This is a genomic window from Acinetobacter sp. CE-15 (assembly GCF_051059255.1).
Classification (GTDB): Bacteria; Pseudomonadota; Gammaproteobacteria; order Pseudomonadales; family Moraxellaceae; genus Acinetobacter; species Acinetobacter guillouiae.
This window is the reverse complement of record NZ_CP192737.1, coordinates 2,423,449-2,444,690: the sequence shown is the minus strand read 5'-3', so window position 1 is coordinate 2,444,690 and position 21,242 is coordinate 2,423,449. Positions and strand designations below refer to the sequence as shown.

Below are 21,242 nucleotides of genomic sequence, written 5' to 3'. Positions count from 1 at the left end.
TTATTTCTTAATTTAAAAATCCAGAAAATAAAGATGTGAAAATCAATGTGGATTAGATGATATAAAAATAATTTTAATGGGTTGAATCATCTATAGAAATATCAAATTTCTATATTGCAATACTGAGATTTAAACTCAGCGATTATTCAATAAAAAAAGAAGGATAATTCACGAATTATTGATTGGTTTAGATTGATGATTTTACTAAGTTTTATTTTATAAGCTCTGCATTGTTTTTGGGTTGTAACATTTTCTTTTATTTATATATCAGATATTTATAATTTAATGAAACCTAGGGTTGCTGTTGGTTTTATCGATTTTATTAACAATTTTTAATTTTATTTTTCAATAAAAATTAATTTATAGTGTCAGCTCAACTTTATAATATTGACTCAGGTATAACATGAATAAAAGAAAAGTTATTACAGTCTTCATTACAAGTGGCATGGTCACTTTTGCCATAGCCGCAACCACACTATCACCAAACCAGAACAACCAGAGTGGAATCATCCCAACAGGCTATGATGATCTGATATTTAGTGTATCCAATGGCAATTGGGTAAAGAATATTTCCTTACCGAATGTAGCAAAAGAAGGTGCCTTAATTACAATTCAATCAACTGCGGGTTATGACAGTGATATTGATTTAAGTAATGTAAATATTGAAAAAAAAGGCGTTCTCACACTAAAGTCTGGAAACAGTTATCGTTTTAAATTTAGTAATGGAAAATGGGAGTTTTATGCGCCTGAAACTGCCAATTTTACGCCTGAAAAAAATGGCAATACCATTCCAGTATTTCAACAATCACAGGCCCAATATGTTTTAAGTGATGCTGCTTGGACTGAGACAATTCATTTACCGCAAACAGGTCAGAATGGCCAGATCCTTGTGGTTAAGTCTAATGCGCTTAAATCCTCAAAAATTAATTCACAAAATGCTTTATTTCCAAGTACATTGGTTGTCAATAAAAATGATGCATATATCTTTCAATATAATCAAGAACTGAGTAAATGGGTTCCACTGTCTGTTCCGACACGTATTATCAATGTGATCAATGGTAATACTGCGGCATTAAATACGGCTTTGCAAAATTTAACTGCAGCTAAAACAGAAATTCGTTTTGCTGATGGGGCGTGGGTGTCTTCATTAAAATTACCGCAAACAGCAAACGACCGAGATCGTATCATTGTTAGCTCAACTGCAAGCTGGCAATCAGTGATTGAAAATGAAAATACCAATACCACCGCAACCCTAAAACTCAACAAAGGCAATCGTTACGAATTCATTTATATTGCAGATAAATCGTATTGGGTGTTGGCTTCGTCTCCTAAAACCGTATTCACTGCAAACACCGCTGCACAAGGCTTTACATTTAAAACCCCTGTTGTTGAAATAACCGCTGATAATGCGCAATGGGCACCTGTTGTAAACTTGCCAGCGGCTCAGTCTGGTGACAAGGTTATCTTATCTAATTCTGCGGATACAGCGTTTACAGTTTCAGGTAGCAACATTAGTGCAAGCTTAAAAAAAGGCGATAAAATCCGTTTGGTATTTAACAATGGTGTTTGGAATACCGATAGCTATCAGATAGATTTGCTACTTGTGAATAGTCCCGTAGTCAATGACAAACTCGGTGCAACTGCTGCAAAAATTCAAGCCCGTGAAGCACTTAGATTAACCAATGAAGCGCTTGAAAACTCGCAAGCAAAAGCCTACTACAAAGAAGTTGGATACTTGGATTATCGAATCCCTGGAACGACACTCAGTGATGCGATTAATTTAGGACGTTCAGATGCCACCGTACAAGCGGAAAGAACCAGAACAGGTGCTGATGCGGTATATACCATTACAGATCATTCGGGTTGCGGTTTAGCTTATATAAATAGCACACCGAGCAAGTACAACATGATCGGATCACATAATTATGGTTGTGGTATCACCGCAATGCGGCATGAATTAGGGCATAACATGGGACTCGGACATAGCTTTGATCGAACCACAGGTTATAACTGGGGATTTGGTCATCCTTTAGGCAGTACTATTATGGGGGGAAATCAAATTGGCTTATATTCAAGTCCAGATATCTATAGCCCTGAATATGGCGTGCGTTTAGGTGAAACTGACAAATTTGATGGCTTAAGAAAAATTAATGAGAATGTTGAAGCCATTTCAAAATTTTTAGTGGCGGTTAATCCATAATGAATAAACGGATATATCTCATTATTTCCGTTGTTTTAACTGTTTTGGTGGTTTCTTTGTTGGCTTGGTTCATCTCAGGTCAACAGGAGACAGCTGATACAGCTAAAGCGATTGCGCCTAAACAAAATGAACAAATCGATCAAGTGAATTCACCGAAGCTAAATACAAAACTAACCGAAACACAAGTATTGCAACGTATAAAAGACAGCCATGCTCGCCGTAAACTTGTAACGCTGGATGAAGACAAATTACGTGCAGGAATTTTCAATCAACAGATGTTCAATTTGAGTACTGTTGATACCGTGTCTATGCATAATCCTGTTCCTTTGACAGATGCACAAAAAAAAGATGGGCGAATATTTCTGAGGAATGATCTATATACCTTAGAGGCGAAGAATGTCGGCGATCAAATCGTATTTAATGTGCCAGGCTATGGTTTAAACAGACAGGCCGTTATAGAACGTATAGCGGTAGATCCAGATGAAGATATTGTCAGTTGGTCAGGCTCTCTAGAAGGAGGAGATCAAAATAATGAGAAGTTTCATATTACTCAAACCATTAAAGACAATTTTACCATGGGTACGATTACAGCAGATGGTAAAACCTATGCCATTTTGATGAAAAATGGCTATGGATGGGTCAATGACGTTGCCAATGAATCTGCCGCACTTGAGGCAGCGGAAAAGGAGACGGATCATGTACATTAATTTTTTAATCTAAAGACATGATTTATTCTCTAAATTTGAAGTAGCAACAAAATGAGTGTAGTAATTACTGCGTCATAACAAAGATTTATAGACACCTCGAAAGGTGTCTAAAATCATCATTTATTTAAAATTATTTACGTACTGAATCAAGTACTTCTTTGTTTGTCACAACTTCTTGTGCTTTTGAATAACTTTCAATCAGTAATTGATAAGCAGGGAAGATTTGAGTGTACACTTGAGCCCATTCAGCAGCATCTTCACGGTTCCAAGTTTGTTGAATTTCTGAAGCAACCGCCGCTGTATCCATCGGTACCGCACCTGCTTGAACTACACGTGCTAAGGTAATTTCTTGTGCCATTTTGCTATATGTACCTGATGCATCAACCACAACAAAAACTTTATAGCCATCAGCAATTGCACTAATCGCTGGAAAAGCCATACACACGCTGGTAATCGTACCCGCAATAATCAGGGTCTTTTTACCTGTTGCTTTAACCGCTTCAACGAACTCTTGATTATGCCATGCATTAATTTCGCCTTTACGTGCGACATATTTTGCATGGGGTGCATTTGCGTGTATTTCAGGAATAAGTGGGCCATTGGGGCCTTGAGGAACTGAGGCCGTGGTAATGACAGGCATGTTTGATAATGATGCTATTTTAGCTAAGGCTGCTGCACGTTGGCGTAGTTCTGTCATTGGCATATCAGCAACGGTTTGAAATAAACCACTTTGATGATCAATTAACAGCATAACGGAATCATTTACATCAATCACTGGGGCTTGGCCATTAAAATTAGCTGGAGTAGACATTTTATATATCCTTAGTTAAGCAATCATTTGCTGTTTTTAATACTAACAGTAGGACAAATATTGAATTATGCTATTTATATGACATATTGTCTTATATAGAGAACAGTTGCGATATTTAAGGAGGATATGATGAAAGACTTAAATGACCTGTATTATTTTACCAAAGTGATTGAATATGGCGGCTTTTCAGCTGCAAGTAATGCGTTGGGTGTGACCAAATCATTGTTAAGTCGAAGAGTTGCGGAATTGGAAAACCGTTTAGGAGTAAAACTACTGAATCGAACCACCAAAAGAATTTCGATTACAGATGTCGGGAACATATATTTACAACACTGTAAAGCAATGCTTGTGGAAGCTGAATCAGCTGATGAGGCAATCGCACTGTTAAGCGCAGAGCCGACTGGAATTGTAAAAATTTCTTGTCCTACAAATTTATTGCATATTAATGTCAGTAAAATGTTGAATAAGTTTTTAGCACGTTATCCGAAAGTTAAATTGCATGTGGAAGCAACAAATAGAAAGGTAGACTTGTTTAATGAACGTTATGACGTTGCAATTCGAATCAGACCCTTGCCTTTAAAAGATAGTGATTTGATTGTACGTAGCCTATCTATTTCAAAACAATTTATTGTCGCAAGCCCTGATTTGTTGAATCAACATTTCTTGATTAAAACACCAGAAGAATTAACAAGATTGCCTATTTTAATGATGGAGTCTTTGTCCTTTGAATATCATTGGGATCTTTATAATTCTAATAATGAACTATATGTGGTTAAGGATGAGCCGAGGCTTACCACTACAGATTTAAGTGCATTGCATTTAGCGACATTAGATGGCTTGGGAATTGCAAAACTACCTGAATTAATTATTGCTGAAGACTTAAAAGCGGGCAGACTGGTTAAAGTGATTCCTGAGTGGGAACCGATGCCAGAGCTTATTCATTTGGCCTATACTTCTAGAAGAGGCCTATTACCATCGGTAAAAGCTTTAATCGAGTTTTTGGTCACTGAGTTTGATCAAGTTTAATTCTTTACAAGAATCAGCTTTATTCGCCCACCAATATCTTTGATCGACAACAGGTGAATACTGCAATTGGCATTGAATAAACTGTCATAATTGTTAGAATGCATTTCTTTCGCTGTTTTCATGTTATTTTTATTTTGTATTTAGGCTGCATGATGACCAATAACGTTATAGTAAACAGTATTTTAATTAAGGATTTTTTAATGTTATCAATTTATTTAACAGATGTTCAGGAAAATGTGCAGTTTAAAGATTACCCTGGTGAGCACCCTGTTAAATTTATTTTAAATTTCAAAAAGATTTTTCCAAGTGTAATGGAAATTTTACTCCCAGTACTTCCTGATGATGAAGACTTGGATAAAATGACTTGGGAATCCACAACTGAAGATTTTGAGATTTTTAAGAAACTCCTTACAGGTTGGGGCGTGATTGAGTTACGTTTACAAGCGATTAGCCAATATAAGAATAAAAATTTCGCAGACCAACTGCTTAAACAAGCTCAAGCCAAACGTAAAGAATTTGCAAAAAAGCAGCAACAATTGTCTACGGTTGAACTGGACTACTTATTTATGCATGAAACACATGCATTGATTGACGCTGAATTGGTTGAGTTAGGTGAAAAATTCTATTTACCTACTTTGCGAGATATTTGGAAAAATACTGTACCTGCCAAAGTGCTGAATGCTAATTTCTAGTCAAACATAAGCAATAGATTGAAATAATCAAATTCAAGTATAAAAGGCAGTTTTAAACTGCCTTTTATTTTTTATTCATCTGTTTAAGTTTTTTAAATTGTAGGCCCAAGCGTATAAAACATAAAAAATAGAATAAATATTGAACTGATGATACTTAATATATTTAAAACTTTCATTTTTTAACCAATTGCGATATCTAAATTTTGAGTGGAAACATTTTTAATGCTTAGATTTTATTCGGCAGTTGTTTAAGCATGATGACAATGATTTAAATGAGGTCATTCATTTAGCAAGTCTTTATGATTTAATTTTAAATGCTGGTACTTCTTATTCAATCTTCTTTATTACGCGTTTGTAGGATAAAACTTCTGATTGTGGCTAAAATTATCTCAGTCTTCGTTATGAAAGTCGAAAATAGATTCGCTATTATCCTTCATGCTTTACGATGTATACATCTCATGCTCAATTTTAACCTACAACGCAAGCCAGTTATGAAATGTCAACAGACCCTTATATTTCTGCTAATTCACTTTTGCTTAGAAACATATGACAAAAGTAGATATTTCTAGCAAGTTTTTTTATGTTGTAATACTTTTGATTTTAATCAATTCATACTTGTTATGATTTTTTAAAATATCTTGATAATCTTTTTTAAAGTATCGGATTTCCCCGGGGATATATCCAAGGATATTCAGCAATGTCGAATAATTTTTTAGATTTAATTCATAAACGCCGTACAATTTATGCGATTGGACGTCATGTTAATCAATCTCCTGAGCATCTTACTGATTTGATTCAGCAAGCGATCAAGCAAAGCCCATCTTCTTTTAACTCGCAATCATCTCGTGCAGTGATCTTGTTTAATGCTGAACATGAGAAGTTCTGGAACTTTGTAAAAGTTCAACTCAAAGCTTATGCCAAAGATGAAGCAAGTGCATTAAAAACAGAGACTAAAATAGACAGTTTTATCGCAGGCTTTGGTACCGTTCTTTTCTTTGAAGATTTAGATGTGATCCAAAACTTACAGGAAAAATTTCCAGCTTATGCAGAAAACTTTCCGATTTGGGCTGAACACTCTACAGCAATCGCACAATTTTCAACGTGGACAACCTTAAATAGCGAGGGTATTGGTGCATCCTTACAGCACTACAATCCAATTGTCGATGAACAAGTCCATGCGGAATGGGATATACCCAAAACTTGGAAACTTCGTGCACAGTTGGTATTTGGTTCAATTGAAGCGGAGGCTGCTGAAAAAGCCTATATCGATGATGCTGTGCGTTTTAAAGTGTTTAAATAATTGTTTTATTTTCTCTAGCTTCTTGGCTTGCTCAGCCAAGAAGCTCTTTGGTATTGAAAATGCTAATCAATCTATTGATCTAATTATACAAAGTGTCGGTTATCTAGACTCAATTTCTTTTCGCAAACTGTTTAGAAAGAAAACCGGCTTAACACCCTTAGAATATCGTTGTAGATTCAGTCGTCGAGTATCAGCTTTTCAATTGAATTTAGCTTGAAAGTTGAGCTGGTGCTATTTACTCACTAAAAGCTGAGGCGACGATGGATGCTTTTTTAAGTTTTATTGATCATTGCTATATAACAAACAAATCATTAAAAAAGAAAACGATTTCCAAAAAAGTGCTAAAGAGGCTTTGATTTAAAATTTAAATGTACTATAGTAAAACTAGAAAAGTTGAGTGATATGCTTGGTTTTTATGCAGTTGATTCTTTATTTCAAGTTAAAGATCTACAGTTAAAAGCATACTTATACTTTTTTCTATCTCTCTCAATATGAGCAATCAATTGTGTTAAGAAGCAGTGGTCTGTTGCTGGCATTTGCGACAGTATTTTTACAGCTTGCGGTTTTTTTACAGCCGTTATTACCTGAGCAGTATCAAATTGCTCCGGTCTGTGAAGACATCACTCAAGCTTTATTGCGACCAACACATGCACATCTTCATCATGAGCAAGAATCTAGTTTTATTCATCACTATTTGCATTTAGATCAAGCCCAACAAGCAAGCAGTTCAAGTCATGATCATCATGACATTAACCACCAGTGCCAGTATTGTGTGGTATATGGCAATTTAGTGATGCCACCAGAAATTGGCGTAAAAGAAATCCTAGTGCGTATTCAAGTACGTTTAATGGCTTATGTTGAAAACTTTCAGCATGTCTATTTTCAATTACAGCGCCTGTTTCTGATTCCTCAAGGGCGAGCCCCACCTGTAGTCTTTGCATAACACATTCACCGATCCATAGGTTTAGCATTTTTAAATAAAGGCTTTAAAGCCATGCGATCGTATTTCGAATTTATTGTGTAGAGAATGATCATGATTTTTCAAAATTTCCTCGATTTGCAGGAAAGCAGCCTTTGCATGCTATTTTTAGCATTGTTTAAAAATACAGCAAAAAGAAAACAACAGATTGTACTGAATGTTCAGGCGTATGCTGAGTTTGTACAACAAAAAATGTTTATCAACGTATTCAAAACTCAATCTTTACCAACTTTACCAATGAATAAGGTGATGTCATGGATCTAGGATTAACTGCTTTAGAATTGGCGCGTATTCAGTTTGCTTTTACTGTTTCTTTCCATATTATTTTTCCTTCAATTTCTATCGGGCTTGCAAGCTTTTTAGCTGTGCTTGAATGGCGCTGGCTAAAAACTCAAAATCCTGTTTACCAAGATTTATTTAAATTCTGGGTGAAAATTTTTGCTGTCGCTTTCGGGATGGGCGTGGTTTCTGGTGTGGTGATGAGTTATCAGTTTGGAACAAACTGGAGTGAATTTTCACGTGTTGCAGGCTCGGTAACTGGTCCATTACTGGCTTATGAAGTGCTGAGTGCATTTTTCTTAGAAGCTGGTTTCCTTGGCATTATGCTCTTTGGTTGGGGGCGCGTAGGTCCTCGAGCGCATTTCTTTGCAACGGCTATGGTGGCGATTGGTACCTGTATTTCAATGTTTTGGATTTTATCTTCAAACAGTTGGATGCAAACACCACAAGGCTTTAGTATCGAAAATGGGATTATCGTGCCGCAAGATTGGTTTGCAATTGTGTTTAACCCCTCATTTCCTTACCGTTTAGCCCATATGGCTGCAGCAGCATTCCTTGTTTCAGCCTTACTGGTGGCTGCAACTGCTGCTTGGCATTTATTAAAAGGACGTCGTGACGCATTAATCAAAAAATCGTTCTCTATGGCATTATGGATGATTCTGGTCCTTGCACCATTACAGGTTCTCATCGGTGATAATCACGGTCTAAATACCTTAAAACATCAGCCTGCTAAACTTGCAGCGATTGAAGGGCATTGGGAAACCAACAAAGGTGAGGGCATGCCGCTATATCTGTTTGGTATTCCAGATATGCAAGCAGAAGAAACTAAATATGCTATCGGTATTCCAAATCTTGGCAGCTTAATCATGACCCATACGCTGGATGGTGAGGTAAAAGGCTTAAAAGAGTTTGCACCTGAAGATCGTCCTAATTCTACCGTGGTGTTCTGGAGCTTTAGAATCATGGTTGGAATGGGCATGTTGATGATTCTACTCGCCGTGATGGCATTGTTTCTACGCAAAGGCGGCAAGCTTTATGAGAACAAATGGTTACACCGTTTTGCTTTTGCTATGGGACCTTCAGGATTTATTGCCTTGCTTGCAGGCTGGTTTACCACAGAAGTTGGTCGTCAACCGTGGGTGGTATATGGAGTGATGCGAACCAAAGATGCTTTATCTCCAGTTTCTGCGGAACAAGTCGGCCTCACTTTAATTATTTTCGTTGTGGTGTATTGCATCGTATTTGGCATCGGCATTTACTATATGTTGAAATTGATGCACAAAGGTCCACAATTTATCTACGCCACACCAGAAAGTGTAGCGCATAGTGAAGAAGCGGTTATTTTGGCCTCTAAACGTCCATTGACGAGTGTTGAAGATAGCGTTGATTCCAATGAACAGGAGCGTAAATAATGATTGATTTATCTCTGATTTGGATTGTCATTATCGCCATTGGTGTATTCATCTATGTAGTATTAGATGGTTTTGATTTAGGGATTGGGATTTTATTTCCCTTTGTTAAAGATCAACACGAACGTGATGTGATGATGAACACTGTTGCACCTGTTTGGGATGGTAATGAAACCTGGATGGTACTGGGCGGTGCAGCCTTATATGCGGCGTTTCCTATGGTCTATGCTACTGTATTGTCTGCATTATATATGCCCGTTATCCTTATGGTGATTGCTTTAATTTTTCGTGGTGTGGCTTTTGAGTTTCGTTTTAAAGCCAATCGAACCAAGCATTTATGGGATAAAGCATTTATTGGTGGATCAATTCTTGCCAGCTTTTTCCAAGGGATGATTCTTGGTGCATATATCCAAGGGATTAAAGTTGAAAACCATATGTATGCAGGTGGTGGTTTAGACTGGTTATCGCCGTTTACTGTGTTTACAGGTATTGGTGTTGTTGTACTTTACGCAGCACTGGGTTGTGGATGGTTAATTTTTAAAACTGAACTTGATTTACAAGATCGTATGTATCAGTTGATGCCTAAATTAATCGTTGCTTTGTTTGTCATCTTTGGCGCAGTCAGTATTTATACCCCGATGGCTCATCCTGAAATTGCAGCACGCTGGTTTAGCCAACCACAATTGATGTATTTTAGTCCTGTACCCATATTGGTGGTGCTGTTTACTTTTCTTGTGCTTCGCGCATGTAAAAAGCGTTATGAACTAAGCCCATTCCTTTATACCTTGGCTTTGGTTTTCCTTGCTTATACTGGGTTTATCATCAGTTTGTGGCCTTATGTGATTCCGCCATCAGTGACCATATGGGAAGCTGCCGCGCCACAGAGTAGTCAATTGTTTGCTTTAATTGGTGCATTGATTTTAATTCCAATTATTTTGATCTATACCGGGCTTTCGTATTGGGTGTTTCGAGACAAAGTTCGAATTGGTGATGAAGGTTATCACTAAACTTAAAAGTCGCATGTTTAGTTTTTGGCTTGAGTAAAAAATAGCCTAAGCAAGATTAAACATGCAGCAGGGTAAAAAATTAAAGGTTTAAATGAGGTAAGCAAATATGAAACTATCTCAAACGCAATGGTTTGTCGTGTTATGGCTAGGTGGATTTCTAACATTGGCGATTATTGCTGGTTTTTTTAGAATGTTGATTCAGTTGGCCTACTAAGGTTTTACTAAATTAAAAATGAGGAACTGTGTTTCTCATTTTTTGTTTTATTTTTTTGTGTTAGCGTATGGACAATAAAAATAATCTGTATCTAAGCGGCTTCTAAAAAATTAATAATTTTTTTCATCAATCAAAAAATGATCATCTTTAATTAAATCAGACCAAGGGTGAAAACGGTTTGGTTTTTATTGAATGGGTTATATGACGTGACAAAGGTAAATTGTTTTTTTAAATAGATGTTACTAGGATTGAACTTAACTCTATGTGGTTAGAATTCTTTCTAGTACTTTAAAAATAATTTGAAAATCATCCTCCTCTAACCAAGCTGAATTACTAATGGTAAAACTTTGTGCTGCGAAGCGTGTTGCGTTTGGTGTATCGGCATGTATATGTGATAACGCTGGATAGTGGGAAATTGAACGTACAAAAAGTTTGGTTATGCCTAAACCTGAACACCAAAGTTCATCTAATATTTTTTGACATAATCTTTCGTTTTCTACAAAACAAATCAAAAAGGGAAAAGTTGCCTGAGTATTTATCTGTTCATCAAATATATGTAAGTTTGGCAATAATCTTAATTGTAAGATACGCTTTTTAGCTCGCTGTCTTGCTTGTTGCCAATGTAGTGGAAGGCGTGTACTGGCATGTGCTGCGACTTGACTGCGCCATTTTCCAAGTTGATGAATAGGGATACTGTCGAGATCAAAGTTATCACCTACAGCTGTGATTTCATCATGGTTTTCTAGCGCCTTACGCAAAGGTTTGCCATAGAGCCATGTTAAAGTTGCAGGACGATAAAGCAAACTATACGCCATCAACTCCAAACAACGTTTCAGCTCCCATTGCTTGAGCAGAGGTAATGTTAAGGAACTCTCATAAAGTTGCTGGTTGATTTCTAGATCCCGACTAAACAATACACCTCCTTCAGCACTGGTTAGTCCTTTGCCAAAAGCCAGACTAAAAAATGCAATATCTCCAATTAGCCCTACGCTTTGATAATGGGTTTTAGCACCCATAGATTGAGCAGCATCTTCAATGATAAAGGTCTGATAATGTCGGGCAATTTCTTGGACTAAGCTAAAATCATAAACTAGACCAGCAAAATGAGTCACCACAATTGCCAAGGTATTTGCATTGGTTAATTGTTGTAGTTGTTGAATCTCAAAATTTAAGCTATTGGTTTCTATGTCACATAGAACGGGCGTTAATCCTATTTTCTCAATCGCCAGTGCCACCAACGGACATGTCCATGCTGGAATAATGACTTGTTTACGTTGTGGCTGTCTTTTTTCTAGCGTTTGCAAGGCAAGAATTAGAGCAACTGTACCTGAGCAAGTTAAACTCGGTTGAGGAATATTGAGTAAATGGCTTAGATATGTGGATAGATCTGTTTGACGAGCAGAAGGAAACAGATCTCTAAAATTAATCGTGAGGCCATTGGTCGGTGGGATTTCTTTTTTCATATTTAGATGTCGTAAGTCATATTCCTATGTATTGGTTCAAATAGGGTGTGGTTTTACTTCAGTACTTCATTGGTTGAAAGATGTTGTTTTGACTCATCTTTTGCTAAGAAAAGTACACCAATTAAAATCAGTGTTGCGCCTAGTACTTTTGAAAAGGTGAGTGGTTCATTAAATAACCATATAGACAGAAGCGTGACGCTAATCAACTCCAAATGTGATGCGGCAAAGGCAGGTCCAACAGGTGCATGTTTGAGTAAAGTCATCCATGTAAAAAAGGCCCCGATATAGCCAATAATTGCCCCATAAATCCAATAATGACTCAAGATACGGATTAACCAAGCCATATCATAAGTCAGTGGCATTGCATGGATGGACGCAAATTTAAAACTGATTTGGGCCAAGGTGTCAAAAGACATTAATATGATAAAACCGATGATATAAAATAACTTCATGTGCCTAATCCCACAACAGTGACGCCTAAACTAATTAAGATGACACCGATCAGTCGATTACGTGTGAGCTTTTCATTGAAAAATAAACGCCCAGCGATAAGGATGACAACGATATTGATACTGCCTAACATCACACCATCAGACAATGGGACTAAGGAAAGGAAAATAAGCCAAGTGAAAAACTCAATGATATAACTGGTGATACCAATCCAAATCCAGGGACGTATTGCCATTGCTTTCCAATGTGCAATGCCATCATGTTGAGTATTTTCTGACGCTGCTGCCTTAAAAGCCAGTTGACCGACAGTATCAATGACAATAGTTAGAAACCAGACAGCAGCAATAGCTAAATTCACGCAGGTTCACCATGTTTTAAATTCGCTTCAACAGTGCTTATTTCAGCTGACTTTTCTACAGGGTTGGAAATAACAGCCAATTGTTGATGTTGCTTGATGAAATTTAATGATGCTTCAATGACTTGTTTACGATCGTTATCAATCGTGATCATATGGTAGCTTTCGTAAAGCCAAATTAATTGTTTTTGGCCCGATACTTTGTCATAGATCAACTGACTATTTTTTTTATCCGCAATATCATCATGAAATGCATGTAAACAAAGCGTCGGAGCGGTAATTTTATATAAATTTTTACCAACATTTTTGGATAAGCGTTGCATTTGATAAAGTGAATGCCAAGGATTACCTGGCAATCCAGCTTTACTACTATCATCACTTTTCATGGCTTCTAGAATACGCATACGCAATTGTTGGTTTTTAATGCCGTAAGGCTCAGTTTCATCAAAGGCACTATTTTTAAAAATATTTAAATGCGAAACGATGGGTAAAACGATAGGGGCGAGTATTTTTGACCATCGTGGAATACTCCAACCATCAAATTTAAAAGTTGGGCTATAACAAATCACTCCAGAAACTGGATGTTCTGAAGCATATTTAAGTGCCAATAACGAGCCCATAGATAATCCAATGACAAATATTTCATCAGTATGCTTTTTTAATTCTTCAGCAGCTTGGCAAATACTTGTATACCAATCTTCCCATTTGGTTTGGACCAAGTCTTGCATTGTTCCGCAATGTCCTGCGAGCTGTACGGCTAAGACACTATAGCCCATTTGCTGACAGGGTTTTGCCACACTACGCATTTCATTAGGTGTGCCTGTTAAACCATGGATCAGTAGTACACCAGTACGACTTCCATTGATGAAGAATGAGTTATCTTTAATCATGCAAGCACCATAATCGTTGGATCAAGTTCAAAATCACTCATCAGTAACTTTTCTAAAGGTTGATGAATTTCTGTAATATTTTTAAAAGGCGTATATAAAATTTGTTTTTCGCGGCAATGTTCAATCAGGGATTTTTTTGCAAAGACATAATTTGCACTTTCGGCAAGACAAAAATCTGAACGACCATCGCCAATTAAAATAATATTTGCCTGATGATTCATCTCAGCAATTTTGCATTTACAGGTGCCACTTGCACTTTTACAGGCTAAATTGGTATTTGGAAATTCTAATCGCCATTGGTATTCATTTACTTGAACCAAATGATTCGCGATAACTGGAAGATGCCCAAGATTATACTTAGATAAAATATATTGAATCACCAGATCTAAACCATCGCTAACAATGGTCAGTGGTATGTTATGTAAGGCGCTCAATTGCACCAGATCTAAAAAACCAGCATCAATTTCTATTTGATCTAAACATTGATAAAACGCTTGTTGATTCATATGCAATAAAGCGATTTGTTGTTGCATACATTGCTTTGAGCCAATCAATCCTTGTTCCCATTGCTGCTCAATGGCTTGCCATCCATCTAGGGCAAAAGTTTCCAATAAATGATCAGTTGTATCATTTAAACTAATAGTCCCATCAAAATCACATAATATATGCCAAAGGTTTTGTGAGGTCGTATTCTGTTGCGGGCTTATCAGGAACATAATAAGTTTTACCACTGTTATTTTAATAAACTTGTCACATAAATTAATTTTCGATTCTTAATTAAATCTTATGGGAAATTAGTGGCAAAAAGATGACGTTGCTGTATTGTAAAAAAGTGTAATTTATTAAAATTATTTAATTTAATAAAAATTAATAACTTATTTTTTTATCACCTCAAATTAAAGGAATTTAAAATTCATATTTTTGACTGAATTAAGTTCCGGGTCACAAAACAAAACAATGTTAATGGAATTTTACTTTTTTTTAAGATTCGCATAAGAAAGCAAATTCATATTTAGCCCACATCGCAAATATGCTGATTTCAGATTTGAAGTCATTATAAAAATGCGTTGAATGGACCGAAATATGAACAATCATTTAAAACCCATAAAACTTGCGCCGATTATCGGAATACTACTTAGTTCATCCTATGTATATGCAAATGATGATCAGCCTGCAGCTTTAAGTATTGGTGCAAATTACACTGTCGATTTTCAGCCATATAAAGGAAAACGTACCTATCAGAGCTTATTACCTACAGCTTTCTATGATAACGGTCGCGTTTATTTAGAAGGCGATGAAGCCGGTGTTTATCTTTTAAATGATGATCACAATGAACTGCGGTTAAATGCTGCATACGATGGCAGCAGTTATGACCCGAGTGGGGAGCTGACTGGACTACAACGCCGTAAATGGTCAGTCATGGCGGGTGGTAGTTATATGCGAATAACGCCATTTGGGGGTTTTAAGGCCCAGATTGGAACAGACGTACTTTCTCGAAGTAAGGGCACGATTGCCACAGTATCTTATCTGGCTGAAATCAGTCGTGGTAAATGGTCTTTTTATCCTGAAATCGGCGTGCAATGGAACAATGCTAAATATAACCAATATTACTATGGCCTAAGTTTATTAGAAGCCCAACGCACAGGTATCAGTTCTTATCAACCCAGCTCAAGCTTTCATCCTTTTTTAGGGATGGCAGCTGATTACCAGATTTCAAAAGATTGGAGTGCTTTTGGCACTTTAAACGTCGATTTTCTTTCAAAGGAACAAACAAATAGTCCAATGATTGACCGACGTACAGATATTTATCCATCCATCGGCATCAAATATAAATTTTGAATGTAACTCATTTCTCCACTCAGATTTTGTTTCAAAACAAAACTGAATCAATTAAAAGCTCGAAAAAGGTAACAACATGAATATCAAAGAAAACCATCTTTTTTCAGAAGGTCAGGCCATGACAAAACGTGAACCATTAGATGAAGCACAACTCTTGGCGGATGAAGCCAAATATTGTTCGTATGGCGATACCGTGCATTATGTCAATCCGCCTAATATTTTTACAGATTGTCGAGGTAGCTATGTTTACAATGACCAAGGCACACCATTTCTTGATCTTCAAATGTGGTATTCAGCAGTTAATTTTGGCTATAAAAACCCACGCCTAGACCAAGCATTAATTAATCAAATTCATACCTTACCTCAAATTGCCAGCCAATATTTACACCCAACTAAAATTGAATTGAGCAAAGTCATTGCCGAAGATATGTTGAAAAAGACCGGCGAAAAGGGACGTATTCACTATAATGTTGGTGGATCACAAGCGATCGAAGATTCATTGAAATTGGTGCGAAATTTCTGTCATGGTAAAAGCCGTATGTTTGCTTTTGAAGGCGGCTATCATGGTCGAACTTTAGGGGCTTCTTCAATTACCTCAAGCTATCGCTATCGCCGTCGTTATGGTCATTTTGGTGAACGTGCTCAATTTATCCCTTTCCCATATCCTTTTAGACGTCCTAAAGGGATGACAGCTGAAGAGTATGCAGTAAAACTTGTGGCTGAGTTTAAACGCTTATTTGAAAATGAATATCATGGTGTTTGGGATCCTAAAGTTCGCGAAAGTGAATTTGCCGCTTTCTATATTGAAACGATTCAAGGAACAGGTGGTTATGTCATTCCACCTATGAATTTTTATCCAGAGTTAAAAAAAGTTTTAGATGAGCATGGGATTTTATTGGTTGTTGATGAAATCCAAATGGGCTTTTATCGTACTGGTAAATTGTGGTCATTTGAACATTTCGGTATTACCCCTGATGTATTGGTATTTGGTAAGGCTCTGACCAATGGTTTAAATCCGCTTGCAGGCGTTTGGGCAAAAGAAGAAATTATTAATCCTGAAGTTTTCCCTGTTGGATCAACGCACTCGACTTTTGCATCAAATCCATTGGGTACCGCGGTAGGGCTTGAAGTCATGAAAATGCTGGCCGAGAAAGATTATGAAAAACAAATTATGGAAAGTGGTGCATATTTCCTTGAAGGCTTAAAAGATCTACAGAAACGCCATCCTGAAATTGGTGATGTTGATGGGTTAGGCTTAGCTTTACGTGCAGAAATATGTCAAGTGGATGGCTTTACTCCAAATAAAGCGTTATTGGACAAAATGGTAGATATTGGTCTTTCAGGTACTTTGGAGTATCAAGGTGAAAAATGTGGTCTAGTCTTGGATGTGGGCGGCTATTACAAAAATGTGATTACATTTGCACCAAACTTGGAAATCTCACGTGCTGAAATTGATCAAGCAATGGTTTTATTAGAGCAGTTATTACTACGTGCTAAAAAAGAGCTGTGATTCAGTAGGTTGAATTTATGACAATGCAAACCGATCTCAATCAATTGGAACCACATTCACTGGTGGATGCTTTTATTCAGCATCCACCTAAAATGTTTGATGTAAATGATTCAAGCGATTTTTTAACTTTTTTTACAACAGATTTTAATCTACTCACGACTTTAGATCTTCCTGTAAAAAAACGCATTGAATCTACATTAGGTTATTCATATTGGGGTCGGTTTTTGCATTTAAAAACATGTTTTATTGGAACGACCGTAACTGAATATAGCCCGCTTATTAGTAGTTTACCGGTCAGTGATTTGCTGCAACAACTCAAGCAACGTATAGGCCAGCAAAGTTTAACGATTATTAAAGATTTACCGATAAATTCGCCCTTATTAACTGCGCGAGAGAATCTCTATAGTCAGCAATTCATTGAAGCTGCAGAGCGTGCCGGTTTTCTGGCGATAGAAGGGCAAGCTTTGGCTTATGTGCCAATTGATTTTGAAAATCGAGAAAATTATTTAGCAAAATTTTCAAAAAGCCGCCGTAAAAATTTGAAACGCAAGTTGAAAAGCTTAGACGATTTACGGGTTGAGATACTCGATACAGGTGCACAACAATTTGCACAGCACGCATTTCGAGCGCAGTTATATCAGTTATTTTTAAATGTTTACAATCAAAGTGAGGTTCACTTTGACTTACTCACTGCTGAGTTTTTTGATGAAATTTTGCAAGATGCTGAAAATGGTGGCAAAGTCTTTTTGTATTGGAAAGCGCAAATTTTAGTGGGATATAACATTTGTTTTGAGTACCAAGGGAATCTTGTTGATAAATATATTGGTTTAAATTATCCCTTAGCCATTGAATATAATCTTTATTTTATCAGTTGGTTCATCAATCTGGATTATGCCAAACAACATCATTTAAAATTTTATATTGCTGGCTGGACAGATCCAGAAGTAAAGGCTCAGTTGGGTGCTAAGTTTACTTTTACACGGCATTTAGTATGGATTAAACAACCTATATTAAGATTTGTACTCAGACGATTACGCCATTTGTTTGAAGCAGATGCACATTGGCATGAAAGTATGCAGGAGTCAAAATCATGAATAGCATTAGGCAACATGTCGTTCTCAATTTTGATGGTTCAGTCGAGATTTCGAATGCTGCGCAAAACATCGATCTTGCCAGTTGGCAAGAACAAATCCGTTTTGGATGTCATTGGAAAAAATTTCAGCAACTTGAAGATTATCTAGCCGAGCAATTACCTCCATCAGATCAATTGGGTTGTGTATTTATGGGAAGTGGTGATTATCATCATATAACCCAGCTGCTTTTAAAACGGATAACAAACAATGAACCTGTTCATTTAATTGTTTGTGACAATCACCCTGACAATATGCGTTATCCGTTTGGAATACACTGCGGTTCATGGGTGTATTGGGCCAGTCAATTGCCACAGGTTGCCCGGATCGATGTGATCGGCATCAGCTCAAGTGATATTAGCTTAAAACATGCATGGGAAAACCATTGGTCTCCTTTATATAAGGGCAAATTGTATTATTGGAGTATTCAACAAAAGGCGAATTGGACCCAATGGATTGGCGCACAACATGCATGGCATGGTTATGATGAGCCAGACCAATTAATGTCAGATTTTTTTAATGAAATACAAAAAATTGATCTACCCATATATTTATCTATAGATAAGGATGTGTTGTCTAAAGATGTGGTGATGACCAATTGGGATCAAGGGCATTTTTTAGAAAAACATTTGCAGGATCTAATTCAAACTTGTTCAGCGCGTCTAATCGGAGCCGATATTACTGGGGATGTCTCAGCTTTTCATTATCAAAGTCGATTGAAAAGGTTTTTAAGTGAATCCGATGGGCAACAAGAGCCGACCCAAATTGAAATTGCTCAATGGCAAATACATCAGCAAGCATTAAATCAAAGATTGTTTAACAGTATTCATCACGCCTGGAAAATAGATGAATAAAACAGATCGTATTCGGTCCCATGTTATAACAACAATTATTTTTGATTTACGATCTTGATCATGTATACCGCAGCAAGAGTTTTTTCTGATTTTTTAGCTTATTATCGTAAAAAAGTAGGATTAAGGATCATTGTAAAACAACAAAATAGCCTAAGCAAAATTAAATAAATGCAATTGGATTTTCTCTTTTATAATGACATAAAAAGTACTTTATCTAATTTAAACTGGATTTTATGTCATGTTTAGATCATTTTCTTGCCAAGATGAATGGTTAAATACCGATTCATTATGATCAATGTTTTCATTATCCATAGTATAAATGGCTGGCATTGTTGAACTTTAGTTTTTGAGGATATCTAGATAGAAATAGGGTTCTAATTGACGAATTTCTGTGGGTTTAAGACCTGCATCTAACAGGTATTTTTCTCTATTTTCGAGAACATCACGGACATCCTTAATACATTCTCTGGCTTGATCTAGGTTTAGTCCAAAGGCATTGCTACGACTGATAAGGTTGTCATAGCTTCCAAAACGTCCATCATTGCCTAAAACCAGAGCATGTTCATTTGGAAATGAGCTTGGCATACCATGAGGTAAAACATCAAAAAGCGGGCTTAAAGCATAATGTTGTTTTTTCATGTCATACATCAAAAAACCATGATTTTTTAAATGATCGTCAGTATTGCTAATCATGACATTCAGCACCATACGCTTATAGAGTTCTTTTTGATTACTGATAGCATCAAAACAAATCTGACTACAGACTTTGGCAATACTCATATAGGACATTTTAGGATCTCCTATACGAATTTTCTGAATATTGAGCAAACTATTGGCACTTATATAGTGTTTTTTACGTTCAGGGCAGTTTCGATCAAAGCGTTCAACTAAGAGAATAGGGCGACCGGCACATTCTGTTAGTTCAGCATTACATGTATTGAGCCCCATGTCTCGTGCCATATTCAGCGAAGCATATTCAACTTTACAGGTATCAAACAAATCATCACTTTTATTAAATTTAGCAATCCATTCTTTATTTTTATACATCACAAGAGTTTTGGGTCTGGCTCCGCCCATTGAAGCCCCGTTATATAACAGCTTATTTAATTCGAGTTGCTCAAGTTTCATCTCAAACGGATCTCGTTTTTTTTCGATGAGTTCAGTAATTTGTATAAAGGTTTCTAATTCTTCATATTGAATGATATTTGAATTGTTTTTTATATGCGATTTAGACAAGCTTCCAACAATACAGCCGACTGAATTTCCTTGTGAAGCGAGTAACCATTCCAATTGATTTAATGGTGTTCTACGGTGTAAGGCATTGGTTAAGCGTTTACCCCAATTGTCTGGTGTTGCATCTGCAAGTACACCAAAACCATCTTTAGAAATAGTTTCATATGGTTTGTTATAAGACTGAAAGCTTAGATTAAGTGGATCTAAAGGGAAGGCATCTGCACGTTGTAAGTATGATTGACCATAAAGAAAGCGATAAACCGGCTTTTCATAAGAATAGTGTGCAGCAATTGTTGGCTGGGAGCCTGTATCTATGAAAACATAACATCCTTTAACTTCATCCATGTTCATTTACCTATCAGAAATCATCACTAATCACAGACTGTTTTTTTAATCTTGCACGTACTGAACTATTACGATTTTCGAGTGCTAAGCCAACTTCATCCAACTCAGGATTCGCGAGTGAGCCTAGGGTATGTTCAAGGCCAAAAATCACTAAAACTGAAATCACATTTTTTAGGCTGGTACTTGGATCACCTTTTTCCATACGTGAGATCGTTCGGTTATCTACATGAATGCGATTGGCCAAATCATGAATGGTCATATTACGTCGAAGTCGGGCTTTTTTGATATTCGTCCCAATTTGAGTCAACATGTCTTCCACACCATCAAGCATAAAATTATGCGCCGAAGTTCTCATCGCAACATCATCCAAAACATGACATAAAATGTATATTATCATGGTTAACATGGATTTTATGTCTTATTTTTATAATTTGAGTTCAATGTATGAAATGTCGAATGGAATAGATAAGTGGCTTAATTTCACCAACTAGAATGAAGAAAATCATTAAAAATTGGGATGATCGTGCGTAAGCGGCTTAACCGCATGCT

22 protein-coding genes and 1 pseudogene are annotated in these 21,242 nt (G+C 36.7%); 15 read left to right on the top strand and 8 right to left on the bottom strand.

Annotated elements, in window-relative coordinates; all coding sequences use genetic code 11:
- The first annotated feature begins 403 nt into the window (after positions 1-403).
- Both cpaA and cpaB read left to right on the top strand, forming a co-directional pair.
- Positions 404-2,200 (top strand): metalloendopeptidase CpaA, encoded by a 1,797-nt coding sequence (gene cpaA, locus ACQ7EO_RS11315; protein ID WP_434277322.1) that lies wholly within the window; start codon positions 404-406, stop codon positions 2,198-2,200.
- Complete coding sequence (cpaB, locus tag ACQ7EO_RS11310) at positions 2,200-2,907, top strand: metalloprotease secretion chaperone CpaB (RefSeq protein WP_434277321.1); 708 nt, start codon at positions 2,200-2,202, stop codon at positions 2,905-2,907. The genes cpaA and cpaB overlap by 1 nt, the downstream gene beginning before the upstream one ends.
- 130 nt (positions 2,908-3,037) lie before the next feature.
- Here the strand turns inward: cpaB and ACQ7EO_RS11305 are convergent, their stop codons facing one another.
- On the bottom strand, positions 3,038-3,718 hold the full coding sequence (locus ACQ7EO_RS11305) for a hydrolase (RefSeq protein ID WP_004821422.1): 681 nt from the start codon (positions 3,716-3,718) through the stop codon (positions 3,038-3,040).
- Positions 3,719-3,847: 129 nt separating this feature from the next.
- Here ACQ7EO_RS11305 and ACQ7EO_RS11300 point away from each other — a divergent pair, with 129 nt between their 5' ends.
- From ACQ7EO_RS11300 to ACQ7EO_RS11260, 9 genes and pseudogenes are all read left to right on the top strand, one after another.
- Positions 3,848-4,744 (top strand): LysR substrate-binding domain-containing protein, encoded by an 897-nt coding sequence (locus ACQ7EO_RS11300; RefSeq protein ID WP_004821424.1) that lies wholly within the window; start codon positions 3,848-3,850, stop codon positions 4,742-4,744.
- A 200-nt stretch (positions 4,745-4,944) separates the two neighbouring features.
- Complete coding sequence (locus tag ACQ7EO_RS11295; RefSeq protein WP_004821426.1) at positions 4,945-5,436, top strand: hypothetical protein; 492 nt, start codon at positions 4,945-4,947, stop codon at positions 5,434-5,436.
- Between the two features lie 697 nt (positions 5,437-6,133).
- A complete protein-coding gene (locus ACQ7EO_RS11290) occupies positions 6,134-6,736 on the top strand; it encodes a nitroreductase family protein (RefSeq protein WP_034610445.1) in 603 nt (200 codons plus the stop codon).
- Positions 6,737-6,809: 73 nt separating this feature from the next.
- Positions 6,810-6,953: pseudogene (locus ACQ7EO_RS11285) on the top strand (AraC family transcriptional regulator); the annotation flags it as partial.
- A gap of 288 nt (positions 6,954-7,241) precedes the next feature.
- Entirely contained in the window at positions 7,242-7,679 is a 438-nt protein-coding gene (locus tag ACQ7EO_RS11280) for a DUF2946 domain-containing protein (protein WP_004720578.1), read from the top strand.
- 90 nt (positions 7,680-7,769) lie between these two features.
- Positions 7,770-7,979, top strand: coding sequence for a hypothetical protein (locus ACQ7EO_RS11275; RefSeq protein ID WP_004720576.1), 210 nt, complete (start codon positions 7,770-7,772; stop codon positions 7,977-7,979).
- Positions 7,970-9,406, top strand: a complete 1,437-nt coding sequence (locus ACQ7EO_RS11270) for a cytochrome ubiquinol oxidase subunit I (protein WP_004720575.1) — start codon at positions 7,970-7,972, stop codon at positions 9,404-9,406. The genes ACQ7EO_RS11275 and ACQ7EO_RS11270 overlap by 10 nt, the downstream gene beginning before the upstream one ends.
- Positions 9,406-10,410, top strand: coding sequence for a cytochrome d ubiquinol oxidase subunit II (gene cydB, locus ACQ7EO_RS11265; RefSeq protein WP_004821432.1), 1,005 nt, complete (start codon positions 9,406-9,408; stop codon positions 10,408-10,410). Before ACQ7EO_RS11270 ends, cydB begins: the two co-directional genes overlap by 1 nt.
- Before the next feature lie 106 nt (positions 10,411-10,516).
- Positions 10,517-10,624, top strand: coding sequence for a DUF2474 family protein (locus ACQ7EO_RS11260; RefSeq protein WP_004821434.1), 108 nt, complete (start codon positions 10,517-10,519; stop codon positions 10,622-10,624).
- Positions 10,625-10,884: 260 nt separating this feature from the next.
- Here the strand turns inward: ACQ7EO_RS11260 and ACQ7EO_RS11255 are convergent, their stop codons facing one another.
- Genes ACQ7EO_RS11255 through ACQ7EO_RS11235 form a run of 5 tightly spaced genes read right to left on the bottom strand, consistent with a single transcriptional unit; the run spans position 10,885 to position 14,498 of the window.
- Positions 10,885-12,087 (bottom strand): DegT/DnrJ/EryC1/StrS family aminotransferase, encoded by a 1,203-nt coding sequence (locus tag ACQ7EO_RS11255; protein ID WP_434277320.1) that lies wholly within the window; start codon positions 12,085-12,087, stop codon positions 10,885-10,887.
- 53 nt (positions 12,088-12,140) lie between these two features.
- The gene (locus ACQ7EO_RS11250) at positions 12,141-12,539 is read right to left on the bottom strand and encodes a DMT family transporter (protein WP_434277318.1); all 399 of its coding nucleotides are present in this window, start codon (positions 12,537-12,539) and stop codon (positions 12,141-12,143) included.
- On the bottom strand, positions 12,536-12,895 hold the full coding sequence (locus ACQ7EO_RS11245) for an EamA family transporter (protein ID WP_004821440.1): 360 nt from the start codon (positions 12,893-12,895) through the stop codon (positions 12,536-12,538). Before ACQ7EO_RS11245 ends, ACQ7EO_RS11250 begins: the two co-directional genes overlap by 4 nt.
- Positions 12,892-13,782, bottom strand: coding sequence for an alpha/beta hydrolase (locus ACQ7EO_RS11240; RefSeq protein WP_314339304.1), 891 nt, complete (start codon positions 13,780-13,782; stop codon positions 12,892-12,894). Before ACQ7EO_RS11240 ends, ACQ7EO_RS11245 begins: the two co-directional genes overlap by 4 nt.
- Entirely contained in the window at positions 13,779-14,498 is a 720-nt protein-coding gene (locus tag ACQ7EO_RS11235) for an MtnX-like HAD-IB family phosphatase (protein WP_270382307.1), read from the bottom strand. Before ACQ7EO_RS11235 ends, ACQ7EO_RS11240 begins: the two co-directional genes overlap by 4 nt.
- Before the next feature lie 367 nt (positions 14,499-14,865).
- On the opposite strand from ACQ7EO_RS11235, the gene ACQ7EO_RS11230 reads away from it, so the two are divergent.
- The 4 genes from ACQ7EO_RS11230 to ACQ7EO_RS11215 all read left to right on the top strand — a co-directional run bounded on the left by ACQ7EO_RS11230 (position 14,866) and on the right by ACQ7EO_RS11215 (position 19,115).
- Positions 14,866-15,621, top strand: a complete 756-nt coding sequence (locus tag ACQ7EO_RS11230) for a MipA/OmpV family protein (protein ID WP_434277317.1) — start codon at positions 14,866-14,868, stop codon at positions 15,619-15,621.
- Positions 15,622-15,697: 76 nt separating this feature from the next.
- Positions 15,698-17,131, top strand: coding sequence for an aspartate aminotransferase family protein (locus tag ACQ7EO_RS11225; protein WP_004821449.1), 1,434 nt, complete (start codon positions 15,698-15,700; stop codon positions 17,129-17,131).
- Between the two features lie 23 nt (positions 17,132-17,154).
- Complete coding sequence (locus ACQ7EO_RS11220) at positions 17,155-18,225, top strand: GNAT family N-acetyltransferase (RefSeq protein ID WP_434279613.1); 1,071 nt, start codon at positions 17,155-17,157, stop codon at positions 18,223-18,225.
- Entirely contained in the window at positions 18,222-19,115 is an 894-nt protein-coding gene (locus tag ACQ7EO_RS11215) for a hypothetical protein (RefSeq protein WP_434277316.1), read from the top strand. Before ACQ7EO_RS11220 ends, ACQ7EO_RS11215 begins: the two co-directional genes overlap by 4 nt.
- 339 nt (positions 19,116-19,454) lie before the next feature.
- Here the strand turns inward: ACQ7EO_RS11215 and ACQ7EO_RS11210 are convergent, their stop codons facing one another.
- Together ACQ7EO_RS11210 and ACQ7EO_RS11205 are read right to left on the bottom strand one after the other, a co-directional pair.
- Positions 19,455-20,693 carry a type II toxin-antitoxin system HipA family toxin gene (locus ACQ7EO_RS11210; RefSeq protein ID WP_434277315.1) on the bottom strand — a complete coding sequence of 413 codons (1,239 nt, stop codon included), beginning with the start codon at positions 20,691-20,693 and terminating at the stop codon, positions 19,455-19,457.
- Between the two features lie 13 nt (positions 20,694-20,706).
- Complete coding sequence (locus ACQ7EO_RS11205) at positions 20,707-21,048, bottom strand: helix-turn-helix transcriptional regulator (protein WP_051065603.1); 342 nt, start codon at positions 21,046-21,048, stop codon at positions 20,707-20,709.
- Positions 21,049-21,242: the final 194 nt, after the last annotated feature.

What these genes read in the sequence shown, in the direction of transcription:
- ACQ7EO_RS11290 (WP_034610445.1), top strand. Translation starts at nt 6,134, where the DNA reads ATGTCGAATAATTTTTTAGATTTAATTCATAAACGCCGTACAATTTAT.
- ACQ7EO_RS11250 (WP_434277318.1), bottom strand. Translation starts at nt 12,539, where the DNA reads ATGAAGTTATTTTATATCATCGGTTTTATCATATTAATGTCTTTTGAC.
- cpaB (WP_434277321.1), top strand. Translation starts at nt 2,200, where the DNA reads ATGAATAAACGGATATATCTCATTATTTCCGTTGTTTTAACTGTTTTG.
- ACQ7EO_RS11230 (WP_434277317.1), top strand. Translation starts at nt 14,866, where the DNA reads ATGAACAATCATTTAAAACCCATAAAACTTGCGCCGATTATCGGAATA.
- ACQ7EO_RS11270 (WP_004720575.1), top strand. Translation starts at nt 7,970, where the DNA reads ATGGATCTAGGATTAACTGCTTTAGAATTGGCGCGTATTCAGTTTGCT.
- ACQ7EO_RS11240 (WP_314339304.1), bottom strand. Translation starts at nt 13,782, where the DNA reads ATGATTAAAGATAACTCATTCTTCATCAATGGAAGTCGTACTGGTGTA.
- ACQ7EO_RS11275 (WP_004720576.1), top strand. Translation starts at nt 7,770, where the DNA reads ATGATTTTTCAAAATTTCCTCGATTTGCAGGAAAGCAGCCTTTGCATG.
- ACQ7EO_RS11210 (WP_434277315.1), bottom strand. Translation starts at nt 20,693, where the DNA reads ATGGATGAAGTTAAAGGATGTTATGTTTTCATAGATACAGGCTCCCAG.
- ACQ7EO_RS11205 (WP_051065603.1), bottom strand. Translation starts at nt 21,048, where the DNA reads ATGAGAACTTCGGCGCATAATTTTATGCTTGATGGTGTGGAAGACATG.
- ACQ7EO_RS11295 (WP_004821426.1), top strand. Translation starts at nt 4,945, where the DNA reads ATGTTATCAATTTATTTAACAGATGTTCAGGAAAATGTGCAGTTTAAA.
- ACQ7EO_RS11235 (WP_270382307.1), bottom strand. Translation starts at nt 14,498, where the DNA reads ATGTTCCTGATAAGCCCGCAACAGAATACGACCTCACAAAACCTTTGG.
- ACQ7EO_RS11255 (WP_434277320.1), bottom strand. Translation starts at nt 12,087, where the DNA reads ATGAAAAAAGAAATCCCACCGACCAATGGCCTCACGATTAATTTTAGA.
- ACQ7EO_RS11300 (WP_004821424.1), top strand. Translation starts at nt 3,848, where the DNA reads ATGAAAGACTTAAATGACCTGTATTATTTTACCAAAGTGATTGAATAT.
- ACQ7EO_RS11215 (WP_434277316.1), top strand. Translation starts at nt 18,222, where the DNA reads ATGAATAGCATTAGGCAACATGTCGTTCTCAATTTTGATGGTTCAGTC.
- cydB (WP_004821432.1), top strand. Translation starts at nt 9,406, where the DNA reads ATGATTGATTTATCTCTGATTTGGATTGTCATTATCGCCATTGGTGTA.
- ACQ7EO_RS11220 (WP_434279613.1), top strand. Translation starts at nt 17,155, where the DNA reads ATGCAAACCGATCTCAATCAATTGGAACCACATTCACTGGTGGATGCT.
- cpaA (WP_434277322.1), top strand. Translation starts at nt 404, where the DNA reads ATGAATAAAAGAAAAGTTATTACAGTCTTCATTACAAGTGGCATGGTC.
- ACQ7EO_RS11305 (WP_004821422.1), bottom strand. Translation starts at nt 3,718, where the DNA reads ATGTCTACTCCAGCTAATTTTAATGGCCAAGCCCCAGTGATTGATGTA.
- ACQ7EO_RS11260 (WP_004821434.1), top strand. Translation starts at nt 10,517, where the DNA reads ATGAAACTATCTCAAACGCAATGGTTTGTCGTGTTATGGCTAGGTGGA.
- ACQ7EO_RS11225 (WP_004821449.1), top strand. Translation starts at nt 15,698, where the DNA reads ATGAATATCAAAGAAAACCATCTTTTTTCAGAAGGTCAGGCCATGACA.